This is a genomic window from Streptomyces sp. NPDC015345 (genome assembly GCF_043078805.1).
Classification (GTDB): domain Bacteria; phylum Actinomycetota; class Actinomycetes; order Streptomycetales; family Streptomycetaceae; genus Streptomyces.
On sequence record NZ_JBIBTX010000013.1, the window covers coordinates 112307 to 130280 of the forward strand.

Annotated in this window: 13 protein-coding genes; 1 reads left to right on the forward strand and 12 read right to left on the reverse strand. The window is 72.6% G+C overall.

What is annotated here, in order from left to right:
• Positions 1-22 precede the first annotated feature (22 nt).
• The 5 genes from ACF062_RS36705 to ACF062_RS36725 form a co-directional block, all read right to left on the reverse strand.
• The gene (locus ACF062_RS36705; protein ID WP_392144316.1) at positions 23-2065 is read right to left on the reverse strand and encodes a SpoIIE family protein phosphatase; all 2043 of its coding nucleotides are present in this window, start codon (positions 2063-2065) and stop codon (positions 23-25) included.
• A gap of 270 nt (positions 2066-2335) precedes the next feature.
• Positions 2336-3319, reverse strand: a complete 984-nt coding sequence (locus ACF062_RS36710; RefSeq protein WP_392144194.1) for a ParB N-terminal domain-containing protein — start codon at positions 3317-3319, stop codon at positions 2336-2338.
• 659 nt (positions 3320-3978) lie between these two features.
• Entirely contained in the window at positions 3979-5232 is a 1254-nt protein-coding gene (locus ACF062_RS36715) for a sensor histidine kinase (protein WP_392144196.1), read from the reverse strand.
• 7 nt (positions 5233-5239) lie between these two features.
• Entirely contained in the window at positions 5240-5893 is a 654-nt protein-coding gene (locus ACF062_RS36720) for a response regulator transcription factor (protein ID WP_320589032.1), read from the reverse strand.
• A 241-nt stretch (positions 5894-6134) separates the two neighbouring features.
• Positions 6135-9026: an AAA family ATPase gene (locus ACF062_RS36725; protein WP_392144198.1), complete on the reverse strand. Its 2892-nt coding sequence runs from the start codon at positions 9024-9026 to the stop codon at positions 6135-6137.
• A gap of 453 nt (positions 9027-9479) precedes the next feature.
• Between ACF062_RS36725 and ACF062_RS36730 the strand changes: the two genes are divergently transcribed.
• Positions 9480-10907: a lipase maturation factor family protein gene (locus ACF062_RS36730; RefSeq protein ID WP_392144200.1), complete on the forward strand. Its 1428-nt coding sequence runs from the start codon at positions 9480-9482 to the stop codon at positions 10905-10907.
• Here ACF062_RS36730 and ACF062_RS36735 read toward each other — a convergent pair.
• The 7 genes from ACF062_RS36735 to ACF062_RS36765 all read right to left on the reverse strand — a co-directional run bounded on the left by ACF062_RS36735 (position 10895) and on the right by ACF062_RS36765 (position 17974).
• Complete coding sequence (locus tag ACF062_RS36735) at positions 10895-11758, reverse strand: amidohydrolase family protein (RefSeq protein WP_392144201.1); 864 nt, start codon at positions 11756-11758, stop codon at positions 10895-10897. The genes ACF062_RS36730 and ACF062_RS36735 overlap by 13 nt on opposite strands.
• Positions 11755-12069, reverse strand: a complete 315-nt coding sequence (locus ACF062_RS36740; RefSeq protein ID WP_392144203.1) for an L-rhamnose mutarotase — start codon at positions 12067-12069, stop codon at positions 11755-11757. Before ACF062_RS36740 ends, ACF062_RS36735 begins: the two co-directional genes overlap by 4 nt.
• On the reverse strand, positions 12066-13139 hold the full coding sequence (locus tag ACF062_RS36745) for an aldo/keto reductase (protein ID WP_392144318.1): 1074 nt from the start codon (positions 13137-13139) through the stop codon (positions 12066-12068). Before ACF062_RS36745 ends, ACF062_RS36740 begins: the two co-directional genes overlap by 4 nt.
• A 5-nt stretch (positions 13140-13144) precedes the next feature.
• A complete protein-coding gene (locus tag ACF062_RS36750; RefSeq protein ID WP_392144205.1) occupies positions 13145-13900 on the reverse strand; it encodes an SDR family NAD(P)-dependent oxidoreductase in 756 nt (251 codons plus the stop codon).
• On the reverse strand, positions 13897-15237 hold the full coding sequence (locus ACF062_RS36755; protein WP_392144207.1) for an L-fuconate dehydratase: 1341 nt from the start codon (positions 15235-15237) through the stop codon (positions 13897-13899). Before ACF062_RS36755 ends, ACF062_RS36750 begins: the two co-directional genes overlap by 4 nt.
• 81 nt (positions 15238-15318) lie before the next feature.
• The gene (locus ACF062_RS36760) at positions 15319-16356 is read right to left on the reverse strand and encodes an ABC transporter permease (protein WP_392144209.1); all 1038 of its coding nucleotides are present in this window, start codon (positions 16354-16356) and stop codon (positions 15319-15321) included.
• Positions 16349-17974, reverse strand: a complete 1626-nt coding sequence (locus ACF062_RS36765; RefSeq protein WP_392144211.1) for a sugar ABC transporter ATP-binding protein — start codon at positions 17972-17974, stop codon at positions 16349-16351. Before ACF062_RS36765 ends, ACF062_RS36760 begins: the two co-directional genes overlap by 8 nt.

Sequence of the window (17974 nt, forward strand, 5' to 3'; positions counted from 1 at the left end):
TCTCCCTCACACCCGCTCTCCCTCACACCCGCTCGTTTCTCGCGGGCACGACGAACTCGCACCACACGCATTTGCCGCCGCCGCGCGCGTCGACGCCCCACACGTCCGCGAGCAGGTCCACCAGGAGCAGGCCGCGGCCGGAGACCCCTTCCTCGCCCGCCTCGCGGCGGCGTGGCAGGGCGCTGGAGGAGTCCTCCACGTCGACGCGCAGCCGCCGGTCCGCGCCGCTCAGGACGCGCAGGGTGACGACCGCGGCGCCGTCGGTGTGCATCAGCGCGTTGGTGATCAGCTCGTCGGCGACCAGCTCGATCTCGTCGGCCCGCTCGCCCGCGCCCCAGGCGCGCACCGCGGCCCTGATCATGTGCCGGGCCTCGGTGAGCGCCTCCGGGTCGCTCGGCGCCACGTGCTGCTGGAGGCGGCCCCCCGAGCGGGGCGCGTCGATCATGCGGCGGCGCAGCAGGAGCAGCGCGGCGTCGTCGTCCCCGCCCCTGCCGTCGACGATCCCGCAGAGCCGGTCGGCGAGCTTGGACAGGTCGCGGGGGCCGGTGGCGGCCAGCTCGGCGAGGGCCTGCATGCCGTCGTCCAGGTCGGCGCCCGGCACTTCGACGAGGCCGTCGGTGCAGAGCAACAGGGTCTGCCCCGGGTCGAGTTCGAGGGTGGTGACGGGGTAGTCGAGCCGTCCGAACTCGGCGGACAGGCCGAGCGGCAGGCCGCCGTCGACCGGGACCCGGCGGCAGGAGCCGTCGGCGAGCTGGAGGAGCGGGTCGAGGTGACCGGCCCGGACGAACTGCACCACGCCGGTCATCAGGTCGGCCTCCGCGTACAGGCAGGTCGCGAAGCGCTCGGTGTCCAGCTCGTGCAGGAAACCGGAGGCGCGGGCCATGACGACGGCGGGCATGTGCCCTTCGGCGGCGTAGGCGCGCAGCACGATGCGGAGCTGGCCCATGACGGCCGCCGCATGGGTGTCGTGGCCCTGGACGTCGCCGATGACGGCCCCGACCCGGCCGCCGGGCAGCGGGATCACGTCGTACCAGTCGCCGCCGATGTCCCGGCCGAGCGCCGCCGCGCGGTAGCGCACGGCGATCTCGGCGCCCGGCACCCCGGGAATGGTGCGCGGCAGCATCGCCTGCTGGAGGCCCTGGGCGAGGTCCTTCTCCTGTTCGTAGAACATGGCGCGCTGGAGGCTCTGCGCGATGCTGCTGCCGAGCGCGACCAGGACGTTGCGCTCCTCCACGGTGAAGCCGCTCTTGTGCTGGTAGAGCAGGCCGAGCGCCCCGATGGGCCGGGCCTGCGCGATCAGGGGCAGGTAGGCGGCCGAGGTGATGCCGAGACCGGCGATGTGCGGCCACAGCAGCGGATAGGACCGCGCGAATTCCTCGGCGCTCTCGATGTAGCGCGGCGCGAGGGTGCGCACGACCTCGCTCATGGGGTACGGCTCGTCGATGCGGGTCACCCGGGTGCCCGGTACGAAGCTGCCCGCGGGGCCCTCGGCGACCAGGCGGATCCGCCCGGCCTCGACCAGGCCCATGACGAGGTTCGACGCGCCGAGGTGCGCGAGGCCGTGGGTGTCCTTGAGTACGTCGATGACGTCGCGCACCGTACGGGCGTGGGCGAGCGCCGCCGTGGTGCCCTGGACGATGCTGGTCGTGCGGCGCCGCTCGGCGTCCTCGTCGTCCTCGTTGGCGGGTTTTCGCGCGGCGGGCGGGGTGTCGCCGAGCTCGCGGGTGGCGTCCCTGACGATGCCCACGATGCGGCGGGGGCGGCCGGTGGCGTCGCGCCGGATGCAGCCGTGGGTGTGGGTCCAGCGCAGCGGGCCGCCGCGGCAGCGCACCCGGAAGTAGGCGCCGTAGGTCTGGCTGCCGTCCTTCAGGGCGTGCGCGACGATCTGGTCCAGGCGGTGCGCCTCGACGGGCGGGACGCGTGCGGCGAGGGTCTCGGGCCGGCCGTCGTACTCCTCGGGACGTACGTCGAAGACCTCGTGCGCGGTGGCGTCCATGCACATGAGGCCTGTGTCGAGGTCCCAGTCGAAGCAGCCCATGCGCAGCGCGGCGCCGTACAGCTCCATGAAGCAGCCGGTCGGCTCCGCGGCCGGCTGTGCACAGCGGCAGTGCCCCGTCGGGTCGTGCCAACCGGTACCCGCGTCCATGGGGCCACGCTAGGCGGAGCCCCGGGTGCGCGCACGTGGGGGAAGCGGCGCGCGGGGCGCCGGGCGGGCCCGCGTGCCCGGCCGTCCAACCGGAGAGTGTGCCCGGTTGGACGGCCGGGGCGCGCTGTGCCGCCTCGGTGACCTCGGCTGCGGTCGGCTGACCGGTCGCCCACTGATCGGTCGGCGGGGTTACGCCGACTCGGCGACCTTGTCCTGCACGCGCACCGCCACCTCCGTCCACATCTCCGCGCTCTCGCCCGCCAGGTACGCGACGACGCCCCGGCAGTGCGGCGGCACCTTGTCGATGATCTGGTCCCACTCCTCCATGCTGATCGTGTGGATGTTGAGCAGCCGCAGCAGCGTGCGGCCGATCTCGCTGAAGCGCAGTGCCGGGTCCGCCTTGAGGCGCTTGACGGCCGCGGCCCGGTCCTGGGCCGCGTCCCGGGCGGGCACGGCCGAGGGGCGGCGGGCGACCCGCGGGGCGATGACGCGGTGCTCGCCTCCCGGCTGCCTGCCGCGCCGGGCCACCGGGTCCTCGCCCCGCATCATGCGGTTGCGCACGTCGCGGACCGTCTCCGGGGAGATGGACGCGACGCGGGCCACCTGGCGCAGGGACAGGCCCGGGTTCTGGGCGATCAGCTCACTGGCGAGCCTGCGCCCCTCGGCGCCGTTGATGGGCCGCACCCGCCCGTCGTGGCCGATCCTGCTGCCGTCGGCCGCGGCGCCGCCCGGCTCCCGCCTGCGGAGGTCCGCGACGGTGCCCGGGGCGATGCCGCTCACCGAGGCGATCATCCGGTCCGACCACTGCGGGTGCGAGGCGATGATGCGGGTGGCCGCGCGCTTGCGGTCAGCCGTGGACAGGGGCAGGCCGTGTGTGATGTTCGATTCGACGGCGAGCACGAAGGCGTCGTCCTCGGCTCCGTCGAAGTACTTCACCGCGATCTTGCGATGCCCGCGGAGCTCGGCCGCACGCAGCCGGTGCAGGCCGTCGATGACCCGCATCGTGGACCGGTGCACGGTGATGGGCGGCAGCGGCGTCTGAACGACCGCCAGTGCCTCCACGTGGTCCGGGTCCACTCCGGACGTACGCGGTGAATCCGTCGTCGACAGCGAGCCGATCTCGACCTCGACGACCATCAGTTGGTCGAACGGTTCGTGCCCAGGTGTTGCCAACTCAACTCCCCCTCAAGCTCTTCATGTCCCCCGTGGGTGTGCGTCCCGGCACACTGAACGACTCACGCCTCACCGCCGCGCCCCTCCCGCGACCGCCGGTCGGACCCGGCTGGGCCACGTCTCCCGGATGAGTACGACGATTCCTCGTGGGTCGCGCCCCGTACGCGTCCGCCCTTCGCCGAGGGCCCCTGAAACGAATGCGCTGCGCGCTCCGCAGCGGTGGTTCTCCCGGATCGCGGCGACGTGTTCAATCACCTGATGAGAAAGCCGAGTCGAACATTTCGCCGAATGTGCGATCGGGGGGCAATTTCCGCCCGACCGGACACGTTTACCCTAACAACGCGCTTTCTGCGCTGGTACCCCTCACTAATAGCTCGCTCACAGGTTCCACCACCCCTAGTCACCCCTACCGGCCCGCACTTCGGCCGCGGACCGCGCGAGGCCGACGATCGTACGCGTCACGCCGCGGCTCACGGTGGCGTCCCCGTCCGCGGTGCGCACCGGTCCTTCGCGGATTTCCCGTGCGGTCCTGTGCGTGCGGGTGGATCGATGCGATATCCGGGACCCCGGGCCCCCGGGAGCCCCTAAACCTTGAGAGGCGGGCGCGGAATTCGGGGCTATTCACCGGGGTTCCACCGTAGGAGGGCGGCGGATTTTCCTCAATGGAGTCCCGCGCCCTTGTCCAACTGCGCGACTCCGCTCGGGAAGGCGACCTCCACCGCGAGGCCGCCGCCGGTGCGGGCTCGGGCGCTGATCGCGGCCTCGTGGGCGGTGGCGATGGCATGGACGATCGCGAGGCCGAGCCCGTGGCCCCCGCCCGCGGTGCGGCCGAGCCGCTGGAAGGGCTCGAAGAGCAGATCCACCCGCTCGGGCGGCACCGGAGGGCCGGTGTTGGCCACGGCGACGACGGCGCGGCCGCCCCGGGTGCGGGTCGCTATCTCCACCTGTCCGCCGGGCGCGTTGTGGCGTACGGCGTTGTCCACGAGGTGGGTCACCAGGCTCTGGACAAGAGTGGGATCGCCCACGGTGGCCGCGGGCCCGATCGCCGAGTCGGCCCGCAGATTCCGCCGTTCGATCTCCGGGCGTGCGGCGTGCAGGACCCATTCGGCGACGAGGGCGAGGTCCAGGGGCTCCCTGTGGTCCAGGCCCCGCTGGCTGCCGGCGAGGGTGAGGAGCGATTCCAGGAGCCGTGCCTGCTGTTCGCTGATCGCGAGGAGCCGCTCGAAGTTCGCCCGGAACGACTCGGTGGTGGCCTCGCCGTCGATGAGCGACTCCTCCAGCAGCGCGTGCTCCAGGGTGAGCGGGGTGCGCAGTTCGTGTGCCGCGTTGGCGACGAAGCGCCGATGGGCGTCGAGCGCCGTTTCGAGGCGGCCGAGGAGCCCGTCGACGGTGTCGGCGAGGACCTTCAACTCGTCCGCGGGGCCCTCCACGGCCAGCCGTTCATGGATGTTTCGGACGGAGATGCGCTGGATGGAGCCTGTCATCGCGCGCAGCGGCCGCAGGACCCGGCCGGCGATCAACCGGCCGAGCACGGCGGAGACGACCAGCATGAGTGCGAGGGCGGTCCCCGACTGGACGAGCAACTGCCGCAAGTCGGCGCGGCGTTGGCGGGATGCCTGCTCGCGCAGCTGCGCCGTGACGTCGCCGGGCACGGACGGCGCGTGGGCGCCGGGCAGTCCCTCGTCGACCCGGATGCCGCCGCCCGGCGCGGGGAGCGGCGCGCTCCCGGCGTCCCCGACGAGGACGCCGCTGACCGGGGACCGGGCGACGAGCAGGTAGGTGATCGCGAGCAGGACCGCCCCCGAGACCACGAACAGCGCGCCGTACAGCAGCGTGAGGCGTACGCCCACGCGCCGGGGCGTCAGGCGGCGCCGGGCCGCGGGCGCCAGGGCTGCGAGCGAGGGCAGGCGCATGGACCCCTCAAATCCGGTAGCCGCCCCGAGGAATGGTCTCGATGACGGGCGGGTGGCCGAGCTTGGGCCGCAGGCGGTTGATCGTCGCCTTGACGGTGGTGGTGAACGGGTCGGTCGCCTCGTCCCACACCCGTTCCAGGAGTTCCTCGGCCGACACGACCCGGCCCTGGGCCGCGAGCAGGTACTCCAGGACCGCGAACTCCTTGGGGGTGAGCGGCAGTCGCTCCCCGGCGCGCGACGCGACCCGCTGCGCCGGGTCGAGTCTGAGGTCGCCGCGGACCAGGACCGGGGGCAGCGCGGGCTGGGAGCGCCTGGCCAGGGCGCGGATGCGGGCGACCAGTTCGGCGTAGGCGAACGGCTTGGGGAGGTAGTCGTCGGCACCGAGGCTGAAGCCCTCCACGCGGTGGGCGATCGTGCCGGAGGCGGTCAGCATCAACACACGGGCCTGCATGGGCTGTTCGGCGAGCTTGCGGCAGACCTCGTCGCCGTGCACGCCGGGCAGGTCGCGGTCGAGCACGACCACGTCGTAGTCGGTCACGGAGGTGCGTTCGAGGGCGTCGGAGCCGTCGTGGACGACGTCGACCGCCATCCCTTCCCGGCGCAGCACCCGCGCCACCGACTGGGCGAGTTCGGCGTGGTCCTCGACCACCAAGACCCTCATCGTCCACCCCTCGCCGAGCGCGGCACGGGCGGCGGGAAGGGGATCCGAGAACTGATCATGAAGACCACGGTGCCCGAAACCCCGTCACGCACCGGTCACAACGCCGGTCGCCGCCCCCGTACCGGGCTCTGCCCCTCGCCCCCGGACTGTGGAAAGAGCGTACCTGTGCGCGGGTCACAGATCTTCGGACCGTGGTGTGACCGTGCGCCGCGTAGAAAAGACGACCGTGCTCCTCCACCGTCTATCCCACGTGCATCCGGTCGCAGGCGTCGTGCGTCGCGGGCCCCTCGCGGCCGCCCCGGTCCGTGAAGGGGCTGAGCTTCGCCGCGAGGTCGGCGCGCCGCTGGACGGCGAGCTTGCGGTACGCGCGGGTCAGGTGCTGCTCGACGGTGCTGATCGTGATGCAGAGTTTGTCGGCGATCTGGCGGTTGGTGTGGCCGCGGACGGCGAGCGTGGCCACCCTCAGTTCGGCGTTGCTGAGTTCCTCGGGATGTCGTCGGTGCCCGGACGACCACGGTTGTTCCGCGGGGAGCGGGCCGCTGGTGTCGGCGGCCGGCGCCCGGGGGACGGGCATGCCGCACTCCGCGGCCAGTTCCTGCGCCTTGCGGGCCAGCGCGCGTGCCTGGCCGCTCTTGCCCAGTTCGCGCTGGGTGCGCGCCGATTCCTCCGTCGCCCGGACCAGTTCGAGCCGGTGCCCGCGCTCCCGCAGGATCTCGATGGCCTCGGCGAGCAGAGGCGGCCGGTGCGCCGCGCTCAGGGTGGCGGCGAGCACGCGCAGGGTGGCGGCGCGCACCCAGCGGTAGCCCCGGCCCACCAGGGCGAGCTGCTCCTCGGCCAGGGCCCGGGCGCGGTCTCTGTCACCCAGCGACAGATGGGCCTCGGCGGCGTCCGTGCGCCAGGGCACCAGCGCGGGCAGGTCGAACTCCCAGCGCGTCATCAGGTCCCCGCAGGTGAGGAAGTCGTCGAGCGCGGCGTAGGGGCGTTTGGCGGCGAGGTAGTAGTGGCCGCGGGCGCGCAGGTGCAGCAGCCCGTCGGGGGTCTGGAACGCCGGGTCGGGGACGGCGGCGCCCAGGTGGGCGGCGGCCTCGTCGAGCCGGCCGAGGACGGTCTTGACGTACACCGAGGTGGCGAGCGGCGATGCGACGGCGACGCCCCAGCCGTCGGCCGGGACCAGGGTGAGCGCCGAGCGCGCCGACTCCTCGGCGGCGGTGAGCGCGCCCGTGCGCAGCTCGATGCGGGCCTTGGCGGAGGCGAGGAGCGCCTGCCACATGGGGGCGCGCCGCTCGGCGGCTTCCCTGCGCAGGGTCTCGCACCAGAAGGCGGCGATGTCCAGGCGGTCGGCGAGGACCAGGGCGTTGAGCGCCATCAGGAGCGCCGTCAGGGTGCTGTCGTCGAGGCGGGTGCTCTGGAGGATCTGCTCGGCCAGACCGATGACTTCCCCGTCCTGTCCGTCCGCCCCCGCGAGGAGCGCCTTCATCAGGGTGGCTGCGCGCTGGTGGGGGCTGCGCGCCCGGGACGGGGCGTGTTCCGGGGCGGCGTGCTCGGGTGTCCCCGGTTCCGGGTCGTCGCCGAGGCAGGCGCGGGCCGAGGCGGGCAGGCCCGGATAGGCGTACGCCATCCAGCGGCGCGGGCAGTCATGCCGGTGGGGCGCGCCGGGACCTGGCTGTCCGAAGGGTTCGCCGCGGCGCTCGGCGGCGCGCAGCACGTCCAGGGCACGTTCCACATGGCCGAACCAGAGGAGGTGGCCGACGAGTTCGTCGGCGTGCCGGGTGCCGAGCCGCCCGTCCAGCGCGGCCGCGGTCAGCTCGGGCAGGTGCTGGGCGACGCCGGCGGGGTTGACGCGCCAGGCGGCCCGAGTGAGCGCCGCCCGGATCTCCAGTGTCTGGCGCGTGTCGGTGCGGGAGTCGCGGGCGACCCGCAGGCGGCTGAGGGCCAGCTCGACGTCGTCATCGGCGAGGGCCCGGTCGGCCGCCTCGATGAGGGTGCGTACCGCCCAGGGAGCGTCGGGTGCGTCGACCTTCCCGGCCGCCATCAGATGCCGGACGACGACGGTCGCGGCGGCGCCGTGCTCGTGCAGGACGCGGGCGAAGCGGGTCTCCAGGCGGCCGCGGTCGGCGGGGTCCATGCTTCTGAGCACCGCGGCGCGTCCCGCCTCGTGGCGGAACCAGCCGGCGTCGAGCAGGCCCGCGTCGTTCAGCGCGCGCAGGCTGCGGTGGAGCGACTCCCGGGTGCCGCCGAGGACTTCGACCAGTTCGGCGAGGGACACGTCGGGGCCGGCGACGGCGAGCGCCCAGGCGGTGCGCCGCGTGGCGATGTCGCTGCGGTAGAGGCCGGTCGCCACGGCCTGGACGAAGGCCTCGCCGGGCACCAGATCGGTGTCGGCGCCCCGTGCGGTGGCCGAGGTGTGGTGGTCCTCGATCAGCGCGCGGGTCAGCAGCGGGCTGCCGCCCCCCATCTGGTGGAGCTGCGAGACGAGCTTGCGCGTGCGCCACCCGGGTTCACCGAATACTGAGATCATTTCGGCCACTCCTTGCCGCTGGAGGGGACCGAGCCTGATATTGCGGCAGCCCGGCAGGCGCACCAAATCGACGCGCAATCGCGTATTGCGGGCCAGGAAACCACTGTTCTCGGCGAGGACGACCAGAATGCGGCTCACGTCGAGTCGGCGTGCCAGGTAGAGCAGGCATTCCAGGGACGCGCTGTCGGCATGGTGCGCGTCGTCGATTCCGATCACCACCGTGCTTTCTCTGGCCTTTTCAAGCACAATCCCGCAGAGTTCGGGAATCTCGTTCATCGCCGCGGCGGACAGTGCGCCCGCGCACTCCGGTTGTGCCGCTTCCGTGGCGAGACCCTGGAGGCGGCGCGCGCGCCGGGCGTCCGCGCCCAGAAGCCCGGCGCCGAGCAGCAGCTGCCCCATGACGCCAAGGGTCAGATCGCTCTCCGCCTCCGACGCCGTGGCCTGCAAGTACAGGGCTCCTGCGGCGGTGGCGCGCGCACCGAAGGCACGCAGGAGCGCGGTTTTGCCGCTGGCCACCGGGCCGCTTACCAGAAGGACTCCGCCATGCCCGCCCGCGCACGAGCCGAGCATGCTTTCCATGATCGAGAATTCGTCACCACGTTCCACCAAGTTCATGAGTCGACGTCTCCCCCGTGCCTGACGGCTGATCCTTGACCGGCCGGACGGTCGGCTGGATCAATTCCCCTGACTTGACCTGCCACCCGTGAGTCGACTCTGCCATATATGGAAATCAACCACCAGCACTATTTGACTCGATGCCATCCTATTACCGTCGCGAATGCGCCATGCCTCAAGCGATCGGAGAGCCACGTTCCACATCTCGCAAAAACACTCGAATATGCGACTGTTGACAGAGTTCGACAGGCCTTTTCAGAACGCGGTTGCGATTCCGCGCAATGGACTGCGGTGACGCCTGGGGCGGCAGCGACGCGAGGGCCGGGGAACGATTGGCCCGATCGGCGTGGCTCCCGCGGACGCCCGCTGACTGGTTCACGGGCCCCGCTCCGCCGTCCGCTCGGGCACCCGGCCGCGCGAGCCGAAAGGATCACCCGGCGGCACAATGGAGGCGTGGATTGGTTCACCGCGGACGCGTACGGCGTGAGCCGGCTGGTCTTCCAGCGAGGCTTGGCAGCGCTCTATCTCGTGGCCTTTCTGGGCGCCGCCCTCCAGTTCCGTGCGCTCATCGGCGAGCGCGGGATGCTGCCCGTACCGAGGTACGTGGAGCGGGTGCCGTTCCGGCGGGCGCCGAGCCTCTTCCAGCTCCACTACTCGGACCGGTTCTTCGCGCTCTGCGCGTGGACTGGCTGCGCGGTCGCCGTGGCGCTGCTCGCGGGCGCCGACGGCCTGCTCCCGCTGTGGGGCGCGATGGTGCTGTGGCTGATCCCATGGGCGCTCTATCTCTCCATCGTGAACGTGGGGCAGACCTGGTACGGCTTCGGCTGGGAGTCCCTGCTCCTCGAAGTGGGCTTCCTCGCGGTCTTCCTCGGCAACGACGAGGTCGCGCCGCCGGTCCTCGTGCTCTTCCTGCTCCGCTGGGTTCTCTTCCGCGTGGAGTTCGGCGCCGGGCTGATCAAGATGCGCGGCGACGCGTGCTGGCGCGAGCTCACCTGCCTGTACTTCCACCACGAGACGCAGCCGATGCCCGGCCCGCTGAGCTGGTTCTTCCACCACCTCCCGAAGCCCGTGCACCGGGTGGAGGTCGCGGCCAACCACGTCACCCAGCTCTTCGTGCCCTTCCTGCTGTTCACCCCGCAGCCGGTGGCCACGGGCGCGGCGTGCCTGATGATCGTGACCCAGCTGTGGCTGGTCCTGTCCGGCAACTTCGCCTGGCTCAACTGGATCACCATCGTGGTCGCGGTGTCCGCCGTGGACTTCTCCCCCTGGCTCGCGCCGACGCGGTACGCGCCGGTCCCGCTCTGGTACGAGGTGCTGGTCATCGCCGTCACCGCGGGGCTCCTGGCCCTCAGCTACCGTCCCGTGCGGAACCTGCTGTCCCGGCGGCAGGTCATGAACTGCTCCTTCGACCCGCTGCACCTCGTCAACGCGTACGGCGCGTTCGGCAGCGTCAGCCGTGTCCGCCAGGAGATCGTCATCGAGGGCACGGCGGATCCGCGGCCGCGCGAGGACTCCGAGTGGCTCGCCTACGAATTCAAGGGCAAGCCGGGCGACGTGCGCCGCTGGCCGCGCCAGTTCGCGCCCTACCACCTGCGGCTGGACTGGCTGATGTGGTTCGCCGCGCTCTCCCCCGCGTACGCCCGCACATGGTTCGGCCCGCTGGTGGAGCGGCTCCTGGACGACGACCGCGACACGCTGCGGCTGCTGCGCCACTCGCCCTTCCCGCCCGGCTCCCCGCCCACGCACATCCGCGCCCGGCTGTACCGCTACCGGTACACGACCTGGCGCGAGCTGCGCGAGACGGGCGCCTGCTGGGAACGCAGCCACGTCCGTGAGTTCCTGGCACCGACGAAGCTCGCCCCGCCCGCTCAGAAGCCGTAGACGCGGCGCGCCGTCCCGCCGAACACCTCCCCGCGCTCGTGCGTGTCCAGCTCCCACGTCAACAGCCGTGCCGCGTCGAGGACTTCGGCGTAGGACGCGGCGAGCGTACTGACGGGCCAGTCGGAGCCGAACATCAGCCGGCCGGGGCCGAAGGCGTCCAGGACGGTGTCGGCGTAGGGCCGCAGGTCGTCCACCGTCCAGGTCCGGTGGTCGGCCTCGGTGACCATGCCGGAGAGTTTGCCCACGGTGTTGGGGCGGGCGGCGAGCGCGCGGACCGCCGAGGCCCAGGGTTCGAGGGCCCCCGAGGCGATGGGGGGCTTCCCCAAGTGGTCGAGGACGAAGGTCAGTTGAGGGAGGCTCGCAGCGGCCTCGGCGCAGACGGCGAGCTGCTGGGGCCGCACGACGAGGTCGTAGACGAGCCCCTCGTCGGCGACGGCGGCGAGGCCCCTGCGGACGTCGGGACGCAGCAGCCAGGCGGGGTCCGGCTCGCTCTGCACCTGGTGGCGGATGCCCACCAGATGGCGGCCGCCCGGGAGTTCACGGAGTCCGGCCAGCGCGTCGGCCACGTCGGGGCGGGTGAGGTCCGTCCAGCCGACGACGCCCGCGACGAGGTCGCTGTCAGCCGCGAGGGCGAGGAGCTCCGGGGTCTCCTGCGCCGCCGTCACCGTCTGGACGAGGACGGTGGCGCCGACCCCGGCCGCGCGGGCCCCGGGCGCGAGGTCGGCCAGGGAGAAGTTCCTGCGCAGCGGTGCGAGCGCGGCGCCGCTGAGCCACTCCTGGTCCCGGACGGAGAGGTCCCACACGTGGTGGTGGGCGTCGACCAGCGGGCCGGCCGCGCGAGGGCCCGTCACGGGAGTTCCCAGACGACGGGCAGCCCGGCCCGCGCGCCCCCGGCGGAGTAGTCGTGCGCGACGTCGAGCAGTTCGGCCATCCGGGCCTGCCAGGCGATGTTCGCCGGCAGCTTCTCCAGTGCGGCGAGCATGCGGGCGTAGTCCTCGCACTCCAGGAGGTGGAAGAGGTCGGTGCCGCTGCGCCAGATCGTCCACGACGTGGCGCCCGCCGCGCGGATCGCGGCGGTGAGTTCGGCGGGGACCTCGCGGTGGGCGGCGTCGTACTCCTCGACGCGGTCGGCACGGACCTTGGTGTGCAGGGCGACCCTCACGGGCGGTTCCCTCCTCGCGGGTTTCCTGGGTCTCGCGGGGTTAGTGGGCCTCGCGGGTTTCGTGGGCCTCGTAGAGCTCCTGGGTCTGACGGCACTGGTACCTCCTCCGGCAGCAGCCCCGCCTCCCGTGCCTCGCGCCAGAAGGCGGCCGGCACCTCGGCCGCGAACTGCTCGGCCGCGTCCGTGACCTGCTCCGGGGCGTGGATGCCGACCAGGACACTGGCGATGGCCGGATGCCCGAAGGGGAAGGCCAGCGCGGCGGCCCGCAGCGTCGTGCCGTGCCGTTCGGCGAGGGCGCGCAGGGCGCTGGCGTGCTCAAGGAGGCGCGGCGGCGCCTCGGTGTAGTCGAACCGCGCGCCCGGCTTCGGGTCGGCGAGCAGCCCGGAGTTGAAGACGCCGCCGATGACGACCGAAGCGCCCCGTTCGGTGGCCGCGGGCAGCAGGTCGGCGAGGGCACCGTGGTCGAGGAGGGTGTAGCGGCCGGCACACAGCACGGCGTCGACGTCCGTGTCGCGGACGAAGCGGGTGAGCATCTCCGACTGGTTCATACCGGCGCCGATCGCCCCGACGACGCCTTCGGAGCGCAGCTTCTCCAGCGCCGGGTAGCCCTCGCGGAAGGCCTGTTCCCCGTGGTCGTCGGGGTCGTGCAGGAAGACGACGTCGACGCGGTCCGTGCCGAGACGGCTCAGGCTGGACTCGATCGAGCGGCGTACGCCGTCCGCGCTGAAGTCCCAGATCCTGCGGTGCGTCGCGGGCACCGCGAAGCCGCCGTCGGCGAGGTCGTCGCCGCGCACCTCGTCGACCGGTTCGAGGAGCCGCCCGACCTTCGTGGAGATCACGTACGAGGACCGGTCGCGGCCGCGCAGGGCCTTGCCGAGCCTGCGTTCGGACAGGCCGAGGCCGTAGTGCGGGGCGGTGTCGAAGTAGCGGATGCCCGCGTTCCAGGCGTGGTCGACGGCGGTGGCCGCCTGGGCGTCGGTGATCGGCGAGTAGAGGTTGCCGATGCCGGCGGCGCCGAAGGACAGCTCGGTCACCTGGACGCCGCCTGCTCCCAGGGGGCGCCGCGCCAGGGCGTTCACCGGCCCACCGGCCGCAGCCGCAGGCCCTGCATGCCGCCGTCGACGGCGAGTGCGGTGCCGGTGGTGGCGCCGGACAGGGGGCTCGCGAGGTAGGCGATGGCGGCCGCGACCTCGTCCGCCGTGACGAGGCGGCCGGTGGGCTGGCGGGCCTGGAGCGCGGCCCGCTCGGCCGCCGGGTCGGGGGCGGCGTCCAGGAGGCGGGAGACCCAGGGGGTGTCGACGGTGCCGGGATTGACGCAGTTGACGCGTACCCCTTCGCGTACGTGGTCGGCGGCCATGGCGAGCGTCAGGGAGAGGACCGCTCCCTTCGAAGCCGAGTACAGGGCGCGCTGCGGCAGGCCCGCGGTGGCGGCGATGGAGCAGGTGTTGACGATCGCCGCCCGTGCCGAGGCGCGCAGGTGGGGCAGGGCGGCGCGGGTGGTGCGGACGATCCCGAGGACGTTGACGTCCAGGACGGTGTGCCACTGGGCGTCGTCGTTGTCCTCGACGGTGCCCTGGGCGCCGATGCCCGCGTTGTTGACGAGGACGTCGAGGCCCCCGAGGCCGGCCGCCGCCGAGGCGACCGCCCCTCGCACCGAGGCGTCGTCGCGGACGTCGGCGGCGTACGCGCGGAGCGGTTTCGCCACGCCGCCGGGGTCGAGATCGAGGACGGCGACCTCCGCGCCGCGAGCGGCGAGCAGATCGGCGGTGGCGCGGCCGATGCCGGACGCGCCGCCGGTGACCAGCGCCTTGAGTCCCTCGAAATCGTTCATGCGGCTGCTCCCTTGTCCGATGCGAGGTCGGCGGCCCAGAACGTGCCGTCCGGATAGGTGTACTCGGCGACGGACTCGGCCCGCATCGTCGCCGAGAAGCCCGGCGCGGTCGGGGCGGTGTAGTGGCCGCCGCGCAGCACGACCGGGTCGATGAAGTGTTCGTGGAGGTGGTCGACGTACTCGATGACGCGGTCCTCGGTGGTGCCCGAGAGGGCCACGTAGTCGAACATCGAGAGGTGCTGGACGAGTTCACACAGGCCGACGCCGCCCGCGTGCGGGCAGACGGGGACGCCGAACTTGGCGGCGAGGAGGAGGATCGCGAGGTTCTCGTTGACGCCGCCGACGCGGGCCGCGTCGATCTGGAGGACGTCGATGGCGCCCGCCTGGAGGAGCTGTTTGAAGACGATGCGGTTCTGGACGTGCTCGCCGGTGGCGACCTTGACGGGGGCGACGGCCGCGCGGATCGCCGCGTGGCCGAGGACGTCGTCGGGGCTGGTGGGCTCCTCCACCCAGTAAGGGTCGAACTCGGCGAGGGCGCGTGTCCACTCCACCGCCTCGCCGACGTTCCAGCGCTGGTTGGCGTCGATCGCCATGCGGATGCCGGGGCCGATCGCCTCGCGGGCGGTGCGGCAGCGGCGGACGTCGTCGGCGAGGTCCGCGCCGACCTTCAGCTTGATCTGGGTGAAGCCCTCGGCGACGGCCTGGCGGGCCAGCCGGGTGAGCTTCTCGTCGCTGTAGCCGAGCCAGCCGGGTGAGGTGGTGTAGCCGGGGAAGCCGCGCTCGCGCAGGGTGGCCGCACGCCCGGCCGCCCCCTTGCGGCCGGTCCGCAGCAGATCGAGCGCCTCCTCGGGGCTGAGGGCGTCGGCGATGTAGCGGAAGTCGACCTGCGCGACGAGCCATTCGGGCGGGGCGTCGGCGAGGAGCTGCCACAGCGGCTTGCGCGCGCGTTTGGCCGCGAGGTCCCAGACGGCGTTGACGACCGCGCCGATCGCCATGTGCATCACGCCCTTCTCGGGGCCGAGCCAGCGCAGCTGGCTGTCGCCGACCAGGTCGCGGTTGAGGGTGCCGGGGTCGGCGCAGAGCCGGTCGATGTCGCGGCCGATCACGTGGTGGCGCAGCGACTGGACCGCCGCGACCTGCACGTCGTTGCCGCGGCCGATGGTGAAGGTGAAGCCGTGCCCCTCCAGGCCGTCGCCCGCGTCGGTGCGCAGCACCACGTAGGCGGCGGAGTAGTCGGGGTCTGGGTTCATGGCGTCGGACCCGTCCAGTTCCCGTGAGGTGGGGAACCGTATGTCGTACGTGTCGACCGCGGTGATGCGGGCGGGAGTCGGGGACACAGCAGGCCTTTCCGGAAAGGAGCGGGGAGCGGCGGACCGGTAGGGGCCGGGAACCGGTACGGGCCGCGGACCGGTACGGGGTCAGTCCTGTGCGCGGCCGGTCGTGACGCGCGCGATCATCAGGGCGACCAGGATGATTCCGCCGTAGATGGCCTGGATCCAGAAGGACGGCACCTGGGCGAGGGTGAGCAGGTTCTGTACGACGCCGAGCAGCAGTACGCCGGTGAGGGCGCCGAACATGGTGCCCTTGCCGCCGTCGAGACTGATGCCTCCGATGACGGCCGCGGCGAAGACCGTGAAGATCATGTTCTGGCCCTGGTTGGCGTTGATGGCGCCGACATAGCCGGTCTGCATGAGCCCGCCGACCGCGGCGAGGCTCCCGGCGACGACGAACACGCCGAGCATGACGCGCTCGACGCGGATGCCGGCGGCGCGCGCCGCGTCCGGGTTGCCGCCGATCGCGTACAGGGCGCGCCCCACGCGGTGGTACTTGAGGACGAAGCCCGCGATGCCGAAGGCGGCCGCGGCGACCCACACCGACAGGGGGATGGTGAGGAAGGTGGAGGTGGCCGGCGTGTAGAACGCGTCGGGCATGCCGAAGAGGGTCTTGCCCTTGGTGGCGCCGACGAGGAGACCGCGCAGCACGATCAGCATGGCGAGCGTCACGATGAACGCGTTGAGCCTGAGCTTCACCACGAGTACGCCGTTGAAGGCGCCGATGGCCGCGCCGACCAGGAGGATGGCGAGGAGCCCGACGGCCGCGGGCATGTCCGTGCCGAACCCGGCCTGGGCCGCGGGCAGGACGAGGAGCGCGCCGAGCGCGGGCGCGATGCCGACGACCGACTCCAGGGAGAGGTCGAACTTGCCGGTGATCAGAACGAGTGACTCGGCGAGGACGACCATCGCGAGGGCGGCGGAGGCGCCGAGGACGGAGATGAGGTTGCGCTCGGTCAGGAACGAGTCGTTGAGCAGGGCGCCGAGCAGCATGAGCAGCAACAGGGCGGGCACAAGGGCGAGTTCGCGGGCGCGTCGCAGGAGCACGGATTTGGCCGAGGCCGCGTCCCGGCCCGGTCGGGCGGGGGCGGCGGCCGTCGCGGCCGCGGCCTTGAGGTCAGCCACGGTGGTCTCCTTGTGATTCGGCTGCGGGTGCGGTGTGGCTGGTCGCGCGGTGCCCCGCGCCGCCGGATGGGCTGTCGGCAGGGTCCGGTTGTCCCACCCCCTCGATCGACGCGATGAGGTCGTGGTCGGTCCAGCCCGCCTGGTGTTCGGCGACGATCCGGCCGTGGAAGAGGACCAGGACGCGGTCGCAGCGGCGCAGGTCGTCGAGTTCGTCGGAGACGACGAGCACGGCGGTGCCGTCCTCGCGGGCGGTGTCCACGCGCGCCAGCAGGGACTCCTTCGACTTCACGTCGACACCCGCGGTGGGATTGATCAGGACGAGCAGACGCGGGTCCGAGGCCAGGGCACGGGCCATGACGACCTTCTGGGCGTTGCCGCCCGAGAGGTCGGAGACCGGCTGCCCGGGGCCCTCGGCGTGGATGTCGAGGCGGTCGATGAGGCCGTCGGCGAAGCGGCGCCTGGTGTCGGTGCCGATGAAGCCGTACCGGCCCAGGCGGTCGAGGACGCTCATCGTGGCGTTGTCACCGATGGACATGCCGAAGACGAGGCCCTGGCCGTGCCGGTCGCGCGGGACGCAGCCGACCCCGGCCCGCAGGGCCGCGGCGACGTCCCCGAACGGCAGGATCCGGCCGTCCAGCCGGGCCGTGCCCGCCGTCGGCGTGTGGAGGCCCGCGAAGCTCTCGGCGAGGTTGGTCTTGCCGCTGCCGCTGGATCCCGCGAGGCCGACGGCCTCGCCCGCGCGGACGGTCAGGTCGACGTCGGTGTACGAGGCGCCGGTGAGGCCGCGCGCCTCCAGCATCACAGGGGCGTCGGCGGGGACCTCGGTGCGCGTGACGGCCGCCTCGGCCTCGGCCTGGCCGGTGATGACCTCGCCCGCCATGGCCTCGACCAGTGCGGCGCGGGGCAGTTCGGTGACGGGTGCGCTGGTGATCCAGTGGGCGTCGCGCAGCACGGTGACGGTCTGACAGACCTCGTACACCTCCTGGAGGTGGTGCGAGATGAACAGGAAGGTGACGCCGGAGTCCTGGAGGGCGCGCATGCGCGTGAAGAGGCGTTCGATCTCGCGGTTGTCGAGCTGGGCGGTCGGTTCGTCCAGGACGATGAAGCGCGCGCCGAAGCTCAACGCCCGTGCGATCTCCACCATTTGCCGGTCCTCGACGAGGAGGTCGGCGGTGCGCGCCCCGGGGTCGACGCGCACGTCCCAGGTGTCGAGCAGCTCGGCTGCCTCGGTGCGCATTCTGCGCCAGCTGATGAACCCGCCGCGGCCGGCCGGCTGCCGGTTGATGAAGAGGTTCTCGGCTACGGTCAACTCCGGCGCAACGGTGGGCCGTTGGTAGACACAGGCCACTTTGCGGCGCCAGGCGTCGCGGTCGCCGAGCGGCGGCGCGGGCTCACCGTCGAAGAGGATGGTGCCCGCGTCCGGGGCCTGGAGCCCGGTGAGCAGGGAGACGAGGGTGGACTTGCCCGCGCCGTTGCGGCCGACGAGGGCGTGGGACTCGCCGGGCAGGACGGTCAGGCGGCCGTCCCGCAGGGCGACGGTGGGTCCGTACCGTTTGGCCACCCCGGACGCCTCGACGAGCGGTGTCGCGGTCCGGCCGCGCGCGGGGGGCTCGGTCAT